12 protein-coding genes and 1 pseudogene are annotated in these 15213 nt (G+C 63.0%); 5 read left to right on the top strand and 8 right to left on the bottom strand.

Annotated elements, in window-relative coordinates; genetic code table 11:
* Positions 1 to 182: 182 nt before the first annotated feature.
* Complete coding sequence (locus tag FFI89_RS17995; protein ID WP_138838825.1) at positions 183 to 560, top strand: rhodanese-like domain-containing protein; 378 nt, start codon at positions 183 to 185, stop codon at positions 558 to 560.
* A 153-nt stretch (positions 561 to 713) separates the two neighbouring features.
* A pseudogene (locus FFI89_RS17990) lies at positions 714 to 1168 on the top strand (VIT1/CCC1 transporter family protein); the annotation flags it as partial.
* 229 nt (positions 1169 to 1397) lie between these two features.
* Here the strand turns inward: FFI89_RS17990 and FFI89_RS17985 are convergent.
* Positions 1398 to 2693: an ISNCY family transposase gene (locus FFI89_RS17985; protein ID WP_138831327.1), complete on the bottom strand. Its 1296-nt coding sequence runs from the start codon at positions 2691 to 2693 to the stop codon at positions 1398 to 1400.
* A 369-nt stretch (positions 2694 to 3062) separates the two neighbouring features.
* Between FFI89_RS17985 and FFI89_RS17980 the strand changes: the two genes are divergently transcribed.
* From FFI89_RS17980 to FFI89_RS17970, 3 genes are all read left to right on the top strand, one after another.
* Complete coding sequence (locus FFI89_RS17980; RefSeq protein ID WP_138838823.1) at positions 3063 to 4082, top strand: TRAP transporter substrate-binding protein; 1020 nt, start codon at positions 3063 to 3065, stop codon at positions 4080 to 4082.
* Positions 4083 to 4166: 84 nt separating this feature from the next.
* Positions 4167 to 6065, top strand: a complete 1899-nt coding sequence (locus FFI89_RS17975; RefSeq protein WP_138838821.1) for a TRAP transporter large permease subunit — start codon at positions 4167 to 4169, stop codon at positions 6063 to 6065.
* 28 nt (positions 6066 to 6093) lie between these two features.
* On the top strand, positions 6094 to 7758 hold the full coding sequence (locus FFI89_RS17970; protein WP_138838819.1) for an acyl-CoA synthetase: 1665 nt from the start codon (positions 6094 to 6096) through the stop codon (positions 7756 to 7758).
* A gap of 107 nt (positions 7759 to 7865) precedes the next feature.
* Here FFI89_RS17970 and FFI89_RS17965 read toward each other — a convergent pair whose 3' ends face one another.
* The 7 genes from FFI89_RS17965 to FFI89_RS17935 are packed head-to-tail and all read right to left on the bottom strand — an operon-like array spanning position 7866 to position 15148.
* Positions 7866 to 8495, bottom strand: a complete 630-nt coding sequence (locus FFI89_RS17965) for an antibiotic biosynthesis monooxygenase (protein ID WP_138838817.1) — start codon at positions 8493 to 8495, stop codon at positions 7866 to 7868.
* A 51-nt stretch (positions 8496 to 8546) separates the two neighbouring features.
* The gene (locus tag FFI89_RS17960) at positions 8547 to 9353 is read right to left on the bottom strand and encodes an MBL fold metallo-hydrolase (protein ID WP_138838815.1); all 807 of its coding nucleotides are present in this window, start codon (positions 9351 to 9353) and stop codon (positions 8547 to 8549) included.
* The gene (locus tag FFI89_RS17955; RefSeq protein ID WP_138838813.1) at positions 9350 to 10141 is read right to left on the bottom strand and encodes a TatD family hydrolase; all 792 of its coding nucleotides are present in this window, start codon (positions 10139 to 10141) and stop codon (positions 9350 to 9352) included. The genes FFI89_RS17960 and FFI89_RS17955 overlap by 4 nt, the downstream gene beginning before the upstream one ends.
* Positions 10142 to 10152: 11 nt before the next feature.
* Entirely contained in the window at positions 10153 to 12102 is a 1950-nt protein-coding gene (gene metG, locus FFI89_RS17950; protein WP_138838811.1) for a methionine--tRNA ligase, read from the bottom strand.
* 60 nt (positions 12103 to 12162) lie between these two features.
* Positions 12163 to 13203 (bottom strand): DNA polymerase III subunit delta', encoded by a 1041-nt coding sequence (locus FFI89_RS17945; protein WP_138838809.1) that lies wholly within the window; start codon positions 13201 to 13203, stop codon positions 12163 to 12165.
* Complete coding sequence (gene tmk, locus FFI89_RS17940; RefSeq protein ID WP_138838807.1) at positions 13200 to 13883, bottom strand: dTMP kinase; 684 nt, start codon at positions 13881 to 13883, stop codon at positions 13200 to 13202. Before tmk ends, FFI89_RS17945 begins: the two co-directional genes overlap by 4 nt.
* A 2-nt stretch (positions 13884 to 13885) precedes the next feature.
* Entirely contained in the window at positions 13886 to 15148 is a 1263-nt protein-coding gene (locus FFI89_RS17935; RefSeq protein WP_138838805.1) for a D-alanyl-D-alanine carboxypeptidase family protein, read from the bottom strand.
* Between the last annotated feature and the right edge of the window lie 65 nt (positions 15149 to 15213).

Raw genomic sequence — 15213 nt, 5'->3', positions numbered from 1 at the left:
CGCCATAGCGCGTCGAGGAATTGAAAAGCTGCATCAAAAAAAGATAGCGGAGTTCTCAACTTGTGCCATTGATCAAGATCAATGACGATCCAAGCTCACAGTTTGTGCTTCCGCAATTGCGAATAGTTTACTAGAGCGGTTTCGTGTTGCGCGGCTGCGATTGACACAGGGAGGGAGCCCCAATGAAGACGGTTCAAACGATGCTGGCGGAAGCCGAAGCCCAGGTGCCGCGGATCAGCCCGGATGAAGCTAAGGGAATGCTGGGCAGGGCTGACGTCCTGTTCCTCGATGTTCGCGAGCCGGCAGAGGTCGCAACGTCGGGAAAGGTTCCGGGCGCCCTCGCCGTACCGCGGGGGCTCGTCGAGTTTCGGGCTGATACAGCTTCGCCCATGCATGACGCGGCCTTCGACCGCGCGAAGACGGTGATAGCCTATTGTGCGTCCGGTGGCCGCTCGGCGCTGGTCGGCAAAACTTTGAAGGAGATGGGCTACACCAACGTGCGCAATCTCGGCGGCTTCAAGGGCTGGCTGGATGCGGGCGGAGAGGTGGAGAAGGGCTGAGCTTCGGCTGTTGTGCTCGCCATGATGTGACGCAAAGGCGAGCCCCTCATTGTCGCAGGTTTTCAAAATGCCGCTTGCGGGGCAGGCGGCGGATATGGATCGAACATGAGTCGGCTGCATCGTGAAAATCATCTTGTCGAGCGTATCGGGTAGCTGCGGGCGGCCGTGCTCGGCGCAAACGACGGCATCATCTCGACTGCCAGCCTAATCGTTGGCGTTGCGTTCGCCGCGGCGTCCAGAAGCGACATCCTGCTGACCGGCCTGGCGCGATGTCGATGGCGGCCGGCGAATATGTCTCGGTCAGTTCGCAGTCCGACACGGAGCATGCCGACCTCGCCCGCGAAAAACAGGAACTGGCGGACAACCCGGATTTCGAACGGGAAGAGCTGGCCCAGGTCTATGTGGCGAGGGGAGTCGAACCCGGTCTTGCCCGCGAGGTTGCCCCGGAATTGATGTCCAGGGACGGTGCCCATGCGCGCGACGAATTCGGCATCTCCGAGGCTACGACCGCGCGACCGGTCCAGGCCGCATTGGCTTCGGCAGCAACCTTCACCGGCGGCGCCGCCGCACCGCTATTGCTGGTGCTGATTGCGCCTCCGCAGGTGTTGACCAGGGGCTGGAGATAGTGGGAGTGGGCTTGGCTCGGCCTATGCCATGAATCCCGAAAGCCATATCTGTGTCGCCGCCAATTAGGGAAGTCACGATTTGAGCCAGTTAGAAATGTCACTCGGGTGGGGGTAGGTTAGCCGCCTTTCCTTTGGTTGGGGTTGAGTTTTGTTGGCTCGAGAGGGCGCGCGTGAAGCCTTCAGATAGCGTAGCGCGCCGCCCGGGCGCTATCTATCCGACCTTGAACATGTGGTTCTTTTGACCTCGTCGCCGCGGCGCCTTGGCGGAACGGGACATGTCGAGTTCCTTCTGCTGCTCGGCGATATAGGCCAGGATCGGCCCTAGTCGTTTGTTCTCGACGAGGGCGGCCTGGTTGACCTGCGGGCGCTTGTCGAAAGTGCGGTAGGGTAGATCGACGCCGTTGTAGCGGATCGCCAGCCGCCCATCAGGGTAGTCAATCACGGTGACCCGCTTGCGCGCCAGCGACCGTGCGATCTTGGTTGGCTCGAGAATGAAGAGCACCTGGTCATACTGCAGCGTCAGGTTCACCGAGACCGAGCGCTCTTCCTTCCAGGCGAAAGCATCATCGATATCTTCATGACTGGCGAGCGGCCGATGCAGGTCGCGATCCTCTAACGGCGCTTTGCCAAAGCGCGCATTGTACTTCTCCATGAACGCCGGCAGGAATGCGTTGCCGGCCTCAATCGTATCGATGCCGCTTAATCGCATCTCCTTGACCAACCGGTCCTGCAGCGTGCCATTGGCCCGTTCGACACGGCCCTTGGCCTGCGAGGAGTTGGCGCAGATGATGTCGATATTGAGCGCATGCAAAGCCCGTCCGAACTGGGTCATGCCATCGCCGCGGACCGCATCCTTCTTGTTGACCCGGAACACGCCGTGCTTGTCCGAATAGAACGCCACCGGCTTGCCGTAACGTTCTAGATAGGCTCGGGTCGCCGCAAAATAGTCGAAGGTGTTCTCGCTCTCGACAAACTGCAGATGCATCAGTCGGCTGGTGGCGTCGTCAATGTAGACGAGCAGGGTGCATTGCGGTCCGCGGCCCTCGAACCACCAGTGCTCCGACCCGTCAATCTGGATCAGCTCGCCACAACAATCCCGCCGGTACCGCGGCTGGTGAACAGCCTTCAATCGCGCTCGGCGGTCCTTCCACAGGCCCGCCGCGATCATCCATTGCCGCAGCGTCTCGCGCCCAAGGTGAATGCCGTGCAGCTCCGCCAGCTTCTCGGCCGCCAGCGTCGGACCGAAGTCCGGGTAACGCTCCCGGATGATGCCAAGCACTTTGGCGCGCCAGCCGCTCGGATAGCTGCGGTTGCTCGGCCGGCCTCGCCGGCGCGACACCAGGGCCTCCGGACCGTGCCGCGCAAAGGCCTTGCCAAGCCGGAACACCTGACGCCGGCCAACACCCATCAGCGTCGCGGCGTCCGCAACCTTGATCCTGCTTGCAGCCAGATCCTGCAACACGCTCATCCGGTCGATCTCCGTCCGGCTCATCGCAATCACCGTCATCGGCCAAATACTCCCCAACGGAAACCGTGGAGAGTGACATCTCAATCTGGGCCAATGGTGACTTCTCTATCCGGCGTCTACATCTGGAATTCGCATAAGGTATATTATGGAATATAAATATGTATAATTACATCAGATATTTAGGTGGATTTGCTTCCACGTCCCTTCAGGTTCGCCACGGCTTCTGCCCGGCAGACGCATGCCGAAAGCGTCGCGCCTTCGCATGCGTCACCCGGTCCGAAAGCCGATATTGCCGTGGCTTGTGTCCGCTGCAATAAGCCACGCGAACGCGAGATCGCTGATGACCTGTTGGCATCAGGTCCGTATAGAATTGCATCTCAAGAACAAAAAGTCTCAAGGGAGATACAGATGAGCTTTTCACGACGCACGCTTCTAAAGGCATCCGCTGCGTCAGCGGTTTTGGGCGGCATTGGCGCACCGATGGTAGCGCGGGCCCAGACGGCCGAATTTACCTACAAGTACGCCAACAATCTGCCTGACGGCCATCCCATGAACGCCCGGGCCAAGGAGATGGCGGCGGCGATCAAGGCCGAGACCAATGGCAAGGTCGACCTGCAGATTTTCCCGAACAACCAGCTTGGTTCCGATACCGACATGCTGAGCCAGATTCGTTCCGGCGGCATCGAATTCTTCACGCTGTCGGGCCTGATCCTGGCGACCCTGGTGCCGGCGGCCTCGATCAGCGGCATCGGTTTCGCTTTCCCGGACTACGACACGGTCTGGAAGGCCATGGACGGCGGGCTGGGCGCTTATATTCGCGGCGAGATCTCCAAGGCGGGTCTCGTGGTCATGGACAAGATCTGGGACAACGGCTTCCGCCAGACCACGTCGTCGTCGAAGCCGATCACTGGCCCGGACGATTTCAAGGGTTTCAAAATCCGCGTGCCGGTGTCGCCGCTGTGGACCTCGATGTTCAAGGCGTTCGATGCAGCCCCCGCCTCGATCAATTTCAGCGAAGTCTATTCGGCGCTGCAGACCAAGATCGTCGAAGGCCAGGAAAATCCACTGGCGATCATCTCGACTGCAAAACTGTACGAAGTCCAAAAGTTCTGCTCGCTGACCAACCACATGTGGGACGGCTTCTGGTTCCTCGCCAACCGCCGCGCCTGGGAGAAGATGCCCGAGGACGTGCGCGCCATCGTCGCCAAGAACATCAACGCCGCCGGCGTCAAGGAGCGCGAGGACGTTGCCAAGCTGAATGCCGGCTTGCAGCAGGACCTGGCCGGCAAGGGCCTCACGTTCAACCAGCCCACCGTGGCGCCGTTCCGCGACAAACTCCGTTCCGCCGGCTTCTATGCCGAATGGAAGGGCAAGTACGGCGAGCAGGCTTGGGATCTGCTGGAAAAGTCGGTCGGCAAGCTGTCCTAGGCGCCCAGCGTTTTCGAGCGAAGTGGGTACCGGTTCGCGTAAAGAAAACGCGTCAGGCAAAAACACTCTTGTGCGGGGGCCGTCATGGCTCATGTAGAACTCGTCCAAGCGGCGGCCGGAGAGGTGGCACAGCCCCCTCGCCGCCGTTCGCTTGCGGCGTCGTTCGAACACTTCCTGGGAATGCTGGTCGAGATACCGGCCGCCATTCTGGTCGTCGCAGAGATCGTCATCCTGTTTGCCGGCGTGGTGGCGCGCTATGGGCTGCACCGACCGCTGATCTGGTCGGACGAACTGGCGTCGATCCTGTTCCTGTGGCTGGCGATGCTGGGCGCTGCGGTTGCGTTCCACCGCGCCGAGCACATGCGGATGACGGCAGTCGTCGCCAGCGCCAGGCCGGCGATGCGCGCCTATCTCGACCTGGTCGCGACATCGGCCGCGCTGGCGTTCCTGCTGCTGATCGCCTGGCCGGCCTATGAATACGCCTACGAGGAAAGCTTCATCACCACGCCGGCGCTGCAGATCCCGAACATCTGGCGCGCCGCGGCGCTGCCGGTCGGCATCGTCCTTATGGCGCTGTTTGCCTTCTTGCGGCTGGCGCGCTCGGGCGATTTCTGGATGGTGCTGCGGGCAATCCTGTCGGTCGCGCTTGTGATCGCGGTGTTCTGGCTGCTGAAGGGCTCGCTCAAGCCGCTCGGCAATCTCAACCTGATTATCTTCTTTGTCGGCGTTGCCGGCTTCTGCGTGTTCGCCGGCGTGCCGATCGCGTTCGGGTTCGGGCTCGCAACCTATGGCTATCTGGCGCTGACCACCAACACGCCGCTGATGGTGCTGGTCGGCCGTATGGACGAGGGCATGAGCCACCTCATCCTGCTGTCGGTGCCGCTGTTCGTGTTCCTGGGGCTTCTGATCGAGATGACCGGCATGGCGCGCGCCATGGTGGCCTTCCTGGCGAGCCTGCTCGGCCATGTCCGCGGCGGACTGCATTACGTGCTGGTCGGCGCCATGTATCTGGTGTCGGGTATTTCGGGCTCCAAGGCCGCCGACATGGCTGCCGTGGCGCCCGTGCTGTTTCCGGAAATGAAGGCGCGCGGCGCCAAGCCGGGCGATCTGGTCGCCCTGCTCGCCGCCACCGGCGCCCAGACCGAAACCATTCCGCCGAGCCTGGTGCTGATCACGATCGGCTCGGTCACGGGTGTCTCGATCGCGGCGCTGTTCACCGGCGGATTGCTGCCGGGCGTGGTGCTGGCGATCACGCTGTCGGCGCTGGTGTGGTGGCGCTATCGCGGGGAAGACCTGCAGCATGTCACCCGTGCCAGCGGGAGCGAAATCGCCCGCGCGCTGATCATCGCCCTGCCCGCCATCGCGCTGCCGTTCGTGATCCGTTATGCCGTGGTCGAGGGCATTGCGACCGCGACCGAAGTCTCGACCATCGGCATCGTCTATGCCTTCATTGTCGGCTTCCTGATTTACGGCCTTTTGATCTACCGCAACTTCGACTGGCGGCGGATCGTGCCAATGTTGATGGAGACCGCGTGCCTGTCGGGCGCGATCCTGTTGATTATCGGTTGCGCCACCGGCATGGCCTGGGGGCTCACGCAGTCCGGCTTCTCGCGGGCGCTGGCGGCTGCCATGACCGGCCTGCCCGGTGGTTCGGCGACCTTCATCGCGGTGTCGATCGTGGCGTTCACGATCCTCGGCAGCGTGCTGGAGGGCATTCCGGCGATCGTGCTGTTCGGGCCGCTGTTGTTTCCGATCGCGCGCGCCGTCGGCGTGCATGAGGTTCATTATGCGATGATCATTATTCTCGCGATGGGAATCGGATTATTCGCGCCGCCGTTCGGCGTCGGCTACTATGCGGCCTGCGCCATCGGAAAGGTCGATCCGGCCGAGGGGATTCGGCCGATCTGGGGCTATCTGCTGGCGCTGATGGTCGGCCTGGCGATCGTGGCGATCTTCCCGTGGATTTCGATCGGGTTCCTGTAACTTCAACTTTGCAAATGGGACGGAGCCGATGAGCGCAGCCCAAAACCAGTACGCAATCGGATTGGACAAGACGCCGGCAAACTACGTGCCGCTGACGCCGCTGAGCTTCCTTGCCCGCAGCGCGGCGGTCTATCCGGACCACATCAGCACCGTCTATGAAGGCCGCAGCTTTACCTGGGCGCAGACCCATGAGCGCTGCCGGCGCTTCGCGTCCTGGCTCGCCGGCCGCGACATCGGTCATGGCGACACGGTGGCGGCGATGCTGCCGAATATCCCGGCGATGAACGAACTGCATTTCGCGGTACCGATGGCGGGCGCCGTGCTGAACGCGCTCAACATCCGGCTCGATGCCGCCTCGATCGCCTTCCAGCTCGACCACGGCGGCGCCAGGATCATTCTGGTCGACCCGGAATTTGGCGGCGTGATCGCGGAAGCGCTGACGCTAATGAAAGGCGCCAAACCATTCGTCGTCGATGTCGATGACGCCGCCTTCGAGGGTGGCAAGCGCATTGGCGAAATCGAATATGAGGCCGTCGTAGCCCAGGGTGATCCCACCTTCATCGCAAGGCCGCCCGCCGACGAATGGGACGCGATCGCGCTGAGCTATACCTCGGGCACCACGGGCAATCCGAAGGGCGTCGTGACCCATCACCGCGGCGCTTACCTGAACGCGGTCAGCAACATCCTGGCCGGCAATCTCGGCCAGCACCCGGTCTATCTCTGGACGTTGCCGATGTTCCACTGCAACGGCTGGTGCTTTCCGTGGACGGTCGCGGCGTCCGCCGGCATCAATGTCTGCCTGCGCAAGGTTGATCCGGCGAAGATCTTCGAACTGATCCCGCAGCACGGCGTCACCCACATGTGCGGCGCGCCAATCGTTTACAACACGCTGATCAATGCGCCTGGCGCGCCCAAATCTTCGAGCGTGGAGGGCAAAGCCGCGCGTCCCGTGGTTGGCCTGATCGCGGGCGCTGCACCGCCGGTCGCCGTGCTCGAAGGCGCCGAAAGCATCGGCATCAAGCTGACGCATGTCTACGGGCTGACCGAGGTTTATGGCCCGGCTTCGGTCTGTGCTGAGCAGCCGGGCTGGGACGAACTGCCGGCTGACCAGCGCGCCCAGCTCAAGCGGCGGCAGGGCGTGCCCTACCCGCTGCAGGAAGGCGTCACCGTGATCGATCCCGAAACCATGCGGGAAGTGCCGCATGACGGCGAGACCATCGGCGAGGTGATGTTCCGCGGCAATATCGTGATGAAGGGCTATCTGAAGAACGAGAAGGCGACCGAGGAAGCCTTTGCCGGCGGCTGGTTTCACACCGGCGATCTCGGCGTGCTCGACGAGCACGGCTATGTCATTATCAAGGACCGCTCCAAGGACATCATCATTTCCGGCGGCGAGAATATCTCCTCCGTCGAGGTCGAGGACATCCTCTACAAGCATCCCGCGGTGCTGTTCGCCGCCGTCGTCGCCAAGCCGGATTCCAAATGGGGCGAAGTGCCCTGCGCCTTCGTCGAATTGAAGGAAGGCGCAAAAGCCACCGAGGCCGAGATCATCGCGTTCTGCCGCAGCCACATGTCGGGCTTCAAGACGCCGAAGGCCGTGGTGTTCGGCGTGATTCCGAAGACGTCGACCGGAAAAATCCAGAAGTTCCTGCTGCGCAACCAGGTGGATTCGGCGAAGGCGATTTCGGCCTGACTGTCATTCCGGGGCGATGCGAAAGCATCGCACCCGGAATCTCGAGATTCCGGGTCTGGTGCTAACGCACCATCCCGGAATGACGGTTGCAGCGTCGTCCCGCGTCATTAGCCTTCCCTCACCACCGGCGGATAATATTGCGGCGCCTCGGTTCGATCGTACATGCCGTAGTCGCGCATCACTTCGACGATGCGGAAATACTCCGTTGTCGGATCCGCCAGCAGGCGGCGGCCCAGTTCGAGGCCGGACTGTTGATCCGGCACATCGATCAGGTGTGCGAAATAGCCGTCGCGATAGACGCTCTTGAATGAATCATGGCGCCATTCGGTCTCCACGGGAAGTTCGGCGCGCTTCGATTCCGCGACAAGGACAAAGGTTGATGGACGCCTCGCCGGGTCATTGTACGGCGTGCGCCGCTCGGGCTGCCAGATCGGTTGACCCGGCCTTTCCTCGTGGATCACCTGTGCGATGCGAATGCGATAGTCCGAAAATACCTTTTCGCGGCCGATGGTCTGGACCTCGTGATGATAGCCGTGGACCCGCCACGCCGTCATCGCCCCTTCGTCCTGCCAGATCTGATACGACAGCAGCAGGTTTTCACGGGTCAAGCTGCTGAAGCGGTCGATGAAAAGGCAGCCGCCCACCGCATCGAGCTGGGGCCGCAGCGACGCGGCAAGCTCGAGATATTGATCCCGATGCCCCGGCCTGGTCTGGACTTCAAAGAACAGCGCAATCATCGAAGCCCTCCTCTGCCGTCCGCGGTCGGTCCCAAGAAGCCAGGGCCAGCCTCAGCCCGCGCGCTCCAGCGTCAGCCGCATCCCGTCATAGGCCGGTATCACGCTCGCCGGCAGCGACTTCCGCAACACCTCGTAGTCGAGGTCGGAGTGCATGTTGGTGATGACGGCACGTTTCGGCTTGAAGCGTTCGATCCAGGACAGCGCGTCGTTGACGCTGAAATGGCTGGGATGGCCGGCATAGCGCAGCCCGTCAATGATCCAGAGTTCGAGGTTTGCGAGCTGCGGCCAGCTTTCGGCCGGGATGTCGTTGACATCGGGCGTGTAGGCGGCGTCGCCGATGCGGTAGCCGAGCGCCGGGATGTTGCCGTGCTGTAGGATGAAGGCGGACAGAGTCACCGGCCCGCCCTTCGCGTCGATGCTGCGGCTCTCGCCTGCCTCGATCGAATGCCGGTTCAGGATCGGCGGATAATCGCTGCCTTCAGGCGAGATGAAGCAATAGGAAAATCGTGCCATGATATCCTTGGCGGTCGACTGGTTGAAATAGACCGGAATGCGCCGGCGTTGATGCAGCACGACCGAACGCAGATCGTCCATGCCGTGGGTCTGGTCGGCATGTTCATGGGTGAGGAACACCGCGTCGATGTGATCGACCTCGGCGTCGATCAACTGTTCGCGCAGGTCGGGCGAGGTGTCGATCACGATCCGCGTGGTGCCCTTCTCCGAGGCACGTTCGACGAGCAGCGAGCAGCGGCGGCGGCGGTTTTTGGGGTTGTTGGGATCGCAGGCGCCCCAGCCCAGCGCCGGACGCGGCACGCCGGCTGAGGAACCGCAGCCGAGGATCGTCAGTGTCAACGTCATGCGGTCGCCTTCGGCGCGGGAACCTTGGAGAACAGGCCGAAGAAGTTTTCAGTCGTCTGCCGCGAAATCTCTTCCAGTGACACCCCGCGCGCTTCCGCCAGCACCTTGGCTACCTCGACGACATAGGACGGCTCGTTGCGCTTGCCGCGGAACTTGCCGGGCGCCAGATATGGCGCGTCGGTCTCGACCATGATGCGATCCGCCGGCAATTCGGCCGCGAGCTCGCGCAACGCCTCGGACTTCTTGAACGTCAGGATGCCCGTGAAGGAGATCGACAGGCCGAGCGAAATCGCCTTCATCGCCAGATCGCGCCCGCCGGTGTAGCAATGCAGCACGGCCTTGAACGGTCCCTTGGCGATCTCCTCTTCGAGGATGCGGCCGCAATCCTCGTCGGCTTCGCGGGTGTGAATGACGAGCGGCAGGCCGGTGGCGCGGGCCGCCGCGATATGCGCGCGAAAGCCGCGCTCCTGCGCCCCGCTTGAGCCGTGCTCATAGAAATTGTCCAGCCCCGCCTCGCCGAGCGCCACGACCTTCGGGTGCTTTGCCAGTTCGATCAGTTCGCTTGCCGGAATGCCGTCTTCCTCATCGGCATGATGCGGATGGGTTCCGACCGAGCAATAGACATTGGGAAACCGCTCGGCGATCGCAAGCAGCCCGCCGAGCCGCCTCACCCGCGTCGAGATGGTGACGATGCGGCCGATGCCGGCGGTCTCGGCGCGCGCCACGATGGCGTCGAGGTCTTCGGCAAAATCCGGAAAGTCGAGATGGCAGTGGCTGTCGATGAGCATGGCTTATCCAGCTAATCCGTCTTCGGCTCGACATAGCGCGGGAACACCCCGACCGGCGCCGGCAACGGCGTGCCAGCCCTGATCCGCGTGCCCAGCGCCTTGAAGTCGCGCGCACCCGCAGGCACGCCGAGGCTGTCGAGCAGCTTGGCCGAGGCGTCCGGCATGACGGGTTGTGTCAGGATCGCGACCTGACGCACCACTTCCGCGGTCACGTACAACACGGTTTTCTGCCGTGCCGGATCGGTCTTGGCGAGCGCCCACGGCGCCTCGCCTGCGAAATAACGGTTGGCTTCCGCGACCACGGTCCATACCGCGTTCAGCCACTGGTGGATCTGCTGGGTCGCCATCGCGGTCCGCGACGCTTCCAGCATGCCATCCGCCATTGCCAGCATCGCCTTGTCGTTGTCAGTGAATTCGCCGGGCTCGGGCAATACGCCGCCGAGTTGTTTGGCGATCATCGACAGTGAGCGCTGCGCCAGGTTGCCGAGATCGTTGGCGAGATCGGCATTGATGCGCGCGACGATGGCGTCGTGGTTGTAGTTGCCGTCCTGCCCGAACGGCACCTCGCGCAGGAAGAAATAGCGCATCTGGTCGACGCCATACTGGTCGGCCAGGTTGAAGGGGTCGACGACGTTGCCGACCGATTTCGACATCTTCTCGCCCCTGTTGAACAGGAAGCCGTGCGCATAAACCCGCTTCTGTACGGGAATGCCTGCCGACATCAGGAACGCCGGCCAGTACACCGCATGGAAGCGGATGATGTCCTTGCCGATGATGTGCACGTCGGCCGGCCAGTAGCGCCAGTTCGGATCGCTCTCGTCGGGAAAGCCGACGCCGGTGATGTAGTTGGTCAGCGCATCGACCCAGACATACATCACATGTTCGGGGTCGTTGGGGACCTTGACGCCCCAGTCGAAGGTCGTGCGCGAGATCGACAGGTCCTTCAAGCCGCCCTTGACGAAGCTGATGACCTCGTTGCGGCGCGAGTCCGGGCCAATGAAGTCGGGCTGGTTTTCGTAAAGCGCCAGCAGCCGGTCCTGATAGGCGGAGAGCTTGAAGAAGTAGCTCTTCTCCTCGACCCACTCCACCGGCGAACCCTGCGGCCCGCGACGCACATTGTCCTCGCCGAGGACGGTTTCTTCCTCGGCGTAATAGGCCTCGTCGCGCACCGAATACCAGCCGGAATAGGCATCGATATAGATGTCGCCGTTCTGCTGCATCCGGTTCCAGACCACCTGCACCGAATGATGATGCGCGGGCTCGGTGGTGCGGATGAAGCGGTCAAAAGAAACATTGAGACGCTGGTCCATGTCGCGGAACCGGCCGGCGTTGCGGGTGGCGAGGTCGGCCGATGTCATGCCCTCGGCTGCCGCGGTCTGGATCATCTTCTGGCCGTGCTCGTCAGTGCCGGTCAGAAAAAACACATCCTTGCCGTCGAGCCGCTGAAAGCGCGCCAGCGCGTCGGTCGCGATCGCTTCGTAGGCGTGCCCGATATGCGGATTGCCGTTGGGATAGGCGATCGCTGTGGTGATGAAGTAGGTGTTGCGTTCGGTTGCCGGTGCGGGCTTGGGCGCCGGAGCGGCCTTCACGACCCGCGGCGCAACGGTTCGCGGCGCAATGATCTTCGGGCTTTTTTCAACGGAAGGAGTCCGGTCGACGGTGCCGGCTTTCTTCGGCGCGGCAACGACCTTCCTGACTACCGTCTTCCTTGCAGCTTTCTTCGCGACCTTTTTGGCAACCTTCCTGGCGGATTTCTTCGCCGTCTTTTTGGGCGTCTTCTTCGCGACCTTCCCGGGCGCCTTTTTGGCAGCTCGCTTCGGGGTCTTGCCGGCCTTCTTCACGCCGCGCGTGCTCTTCGCTGCGCGCTTCTTCGTCGCCTTCTTGCTGGCGCGGGCGGGTGCGGCCTTGCGAGCCTTCTTCGCCTTGCGTTTTTTGGGAGCTTTTTTCTTAGACGTCGCCACCGCGAATTCCTTAATTGTCAGTCAAATGAAAGATGATCTGGATGGATGTCGGGCGGAGCACTACCGCGTCGCTTCCGCGAGCATCCCGAAAACCGAAAAAACCAGCGGTTTTCGTTCCAGATTGTACGATTCGGTGTCGCGCGCGGCGCGGACGATCTTTTCCCATACCTCCGCCAGCCGTGCAAGGCGCGCCAGATTCGCGTTGGCATCGCCGGCGCGCAGCTTTTCACCGATCCAGCGGTCGATACCGTCGATGAAGGCCGCGAGCGCGACGCGGTCGCTGGTGCCGAGCGCATCGCCCAGCGCGTGGAGTTCGCGCGGATCGACCCTGGGCAGGGTCGCCAGCAGTGCCGCGGTCCGCTGCTGCAGCTTCAGCGCGTCGCCGCCGAGCAGCGTCAGCGCGCGCGATACGCTGCCCTCGGATGCCTCGGCGGCCTCCGTGAGCGCTGGATCGTTTGCATGCTTGTCAGTCGCCAGGGCAGCAGCCCGGACCACGTCCCCGGTCGAGAGCGGCCGCAACGGCAATTTGCGGCAGCGGGACAGGATCGTCGGCAACGCCCGCGCCGGCGAATGGCTGACGAGCAGAAACAGCGAGCGCTGCGGCGGCTCCTCCAGGATTTTCAGCAGCGCGTTGGCGGCGTTCGGATTGAGCTCGTCGACGGTATCGACGATGCAGACGCGCCAGCCGTCCACGGCCGCGGTGGAGCCGAAAAACGAAATCGTCTCCCGCGTCTCATCGACTGTGATCACGGTGCGCAGCACGCCGCGGTCGTTGAGGCCGCGCTCGAGTACCAGGAGCCCGCCATGGGCCTCGGCCGTGATCTGGCGCGCCACGTGATCGGCGGGGTCCACGGCAAGCGTCTCGGCGCGCTGCACCGACGGCGCCAATGGATTGGCGTTGGCGAGCACGAACCGCGCCATGCGATAAGCCAGCGTCGCCTTGCCGATGCCCTGCGGGCCGCCGATCAGCCAGGCATGCGGAATTCTCCCGCTGCGATAGGCATTGAGCAATGCCGCCTCGGCCTCGCGATGGCCGAACAGTTCCGACGTTTCGCGCGGGTGCCGGACGGCAATCTCCTGCTCGGTCTTGCGGGCGCTCATGCGGTGGTCGCCGCCGGGACGGTGAACAGATGATCGCGCAAGGCCTTCCAGACTTGGGCAGCGACCGCGTCGGCATCGGTGTTCGCGTCGATCAGCACGCAGCGCTGCGGATCCTCCGCGGCAATCTGCTTGTAGGCCTCGCGCAGGTCCTGGTGGAATTGGAGATCTTCCGCCTCGAAGCGATCGGGCACGCCCTTGCCGCGCCGCGCCGCGGCGCGCTGCATGCCGACTTCGACCGGAACGTCCAGAATGATGGTCAGGTCCGGCTTCAGATCGCCGATCGTGACCCGCTGCATGGCGTTGAGCACGCCGGGCGCGACCTGCCCCAGCCTGCCCTGATAGGCACGGGTCGAGTCGAAGAAGCGGTCGCACAGCACCCAGGTTCCCTGATTGAGCGCGGGTTCGATCACCGTGTGGACATGGTCGTCACGCGCCGCCGCAAACAGCAGCGTCTCCGCATCGGGTCCGAGCAGCTTGCCCATCCCCGATAGCACCAGATGCCGAATGATCTCGGCTCCGGGCGATCCGCCGGGCTCGCGCGTGACGATGGCGCGCAACTTCGCGGTCGCCAGACGCTCGGCGAGCTTCTTGATCTGCGTGGACTTTCCCGAGCCCTCGCCGCCCTCAAACGAAATGAACTTTCCGCGTCCGGAAGGTTGGTTCAGCGCTACTTCGGCCATGGTCAGAGCTTCTCTGCGCTCGCGCGAAACATGCCGATCACGAGCTCGCTGGCCCCGTCGATCGCGCGGCGCATGGTGGAACCGGTGCCGATGGATTCGGCCGCATAGACCGGCGCTTCCATCGCGATGTTGGCGCCGCGCCAGACCCTGACGATGCCGACCGGCTGGCCAGACTTCACCGGCGCGCGCACCGGGCCGTTATAGATGATGCGGGCGATCAATTTTTCGCTGCCGTTCTTCGGAACCATCAGCTTGATCGGCTCGGGGCTTGCGAGCTTGACCGAACGGCTGTCGCCGCCGAACACTTTTGCGTAGCCGACCGGCTGATCCGCCGCGAACAGCGTCCGGGTTTCAAAGTTGCGAAACCCCCATTCCAGCATCTTCTTGGCTTCGGTGGCGCGATCGTCCGGATCTTCCAGGCCGTTGATCACGACGATCAGCCGGGTGTCGTTCTGAACGGCCGAGCCGACCATGCCGTAGCCGCCATCCTTGGTGTAGCCGGTCTTCAGGCCATCGGCGCCGTTGAGCGAGTTCAACAGCGGATTGCGGTTCGGCTGGCGAATTTTGTTCCAGGTGAATTCCTTCTCCCCGAACAGTTTGTACATGTCGGGATAGGTCTGGATCACATAACGCGCGAGTTTGGACAGTTCCCGCACCGTCATCTTGTTGGCGGGGTCGGGCAGCCCGTTGGAATTGCCGAAGGTCGACCGGGTCAGGCCGAGCTCGCGGGCGCGCTTGGTCATGAAATCCGCGGCGAAGATGCGTTCGTTGCCGGCCATGCCCTCGGCGAGCGCAATACAGGCATCGTTGCCGCTCTGGATGATCGCGCCATGCAGGAGATCGTCCACCGAGATCTTGCTGTTGAGGATCGCAAACATCGTCGAGCCGCCCGCCGGCGCACCGCCCCTGCGCCAGGCGTTCTCGCTGATGCGATATTCGTCGGTCAGCTTGACGTCGCCTTTCTTGATGGCGTTGAACACCACCTCGGCGGTCATCAGCTTCATCATGCTGGAAGGCGCGCGCAACTCGTCGGCGTTCTTCTCGAACAGCACGCTGCCGCTGGCGGCCTCGATCAGGATCGCGGTCGGGGCGTCGCCGTCAAAGCCGTTTTCGACTTCCTTCTTGGCGCCCTGCACACTGTTGTTGGCGGCGTAGACGATCCCGCCCCAGCCGATCGCAAGCGCCAACGCGGCCGCCACGAGGCTGCGCCACGGGAACGCGGCCGCGGCTCTCAATTTGCGGAAAACGGGGGTCTCGACGGCCATTTGCGATGTCCTGAATCCGTGCGTTCTAACAGGTGGAAGTATCGCAAACAACACGGCTTTTGGGA

It is taken from the genome of Bradyrhizobium sp. KBS0727, from assembly GCF_005937885.2.
Lineage (GTDB): Bacteria > Pseudomonadota > Alphaproteobacteria > Rhizobiales > Xanthobacteraceae > Bradyrhizobium.
The sequence above is the reverse complement of the archived record's forward strand: the minus strand, read 5'-3'. Positions and strand labels throughout refer to the sequence as shown.

Coding starts and splice junctions, on each gene's coding strand:
- FFI89_RS17995 (WP_138838825.1), top strand. CDS start 183: ATGAAGACGGTTCAAACGATGCTGGCGGAAGCCGAAGCCCAGGTGCCG.
- FFI89_RS17985 (WP_138831327.1), bottom strand. CDS start 2,693: ATGACGGTGATTGCGATGAGCCGGACGGAGATCGACCGGATGAGCGTG.
- FFI89_RS17980 (WP_138838823.1), top strand. CDS start 3,063: ATGAGCTTTTCACGACGCACGCTTCTAAAGGCATCCGCTGCGTCAGCG.
- FFI89_RS17975 (WP_138838821.1), top strand. CDS start 4,167: ATGGCTCATGTAGAACTCGTCCAAGCGGCGGCCGGAGAGGTGGCACAG.
- FFI89_RS17970 (WP_138838819.1), top strand. CDS start 6,094: ATGAGCGCAGCCCAAAACCAGTACGCAATCGGATTGGACAAGACGCCG.
- FFI89_RS17965 (WP_138838817.1), bottom strand. CDS start 8,495: ATGATTGCGCTGTTCTTTGAAGTCCAGACCAGGCCGGGGCATCGGGAT.
- FFI89_RS17960 (WP_138838815.1), bottom strand. CDS start 9,353: ATGACGTTGACACTGACGATCCTCGGCTGCGGTTCCTCAGCCGGCGTG.
- FFI89_RS17955 (WP_138838813.1), bottom strand. CDS start 10,141: ATGCTCATCGACAGCCACTGCCATCTCGACTTTCCGGATTTTGCCGAA.
- FFI89_RS17945 (WP_138838809.1), bottom strand. CDS start 13,203: ATGAGCGCCCGCAAGACCGAGCAGGAGATTGCCGTCCGGCACCCGCGC.
- tmk (WP_138838807.1), bottom strand. CDS start 13,883: ATGGCCGAAGTAGCGCTGAACCAACCTTCCGGACGCGGAAAGTTCATT.
- FFI89_RS17935 (WP_138838805.1), bottom strand. CDS start 15,148: ATGGCCGTCGAGACCCCCGTTTTCCGCAAATTGAGAGCCGCGGCCGCG.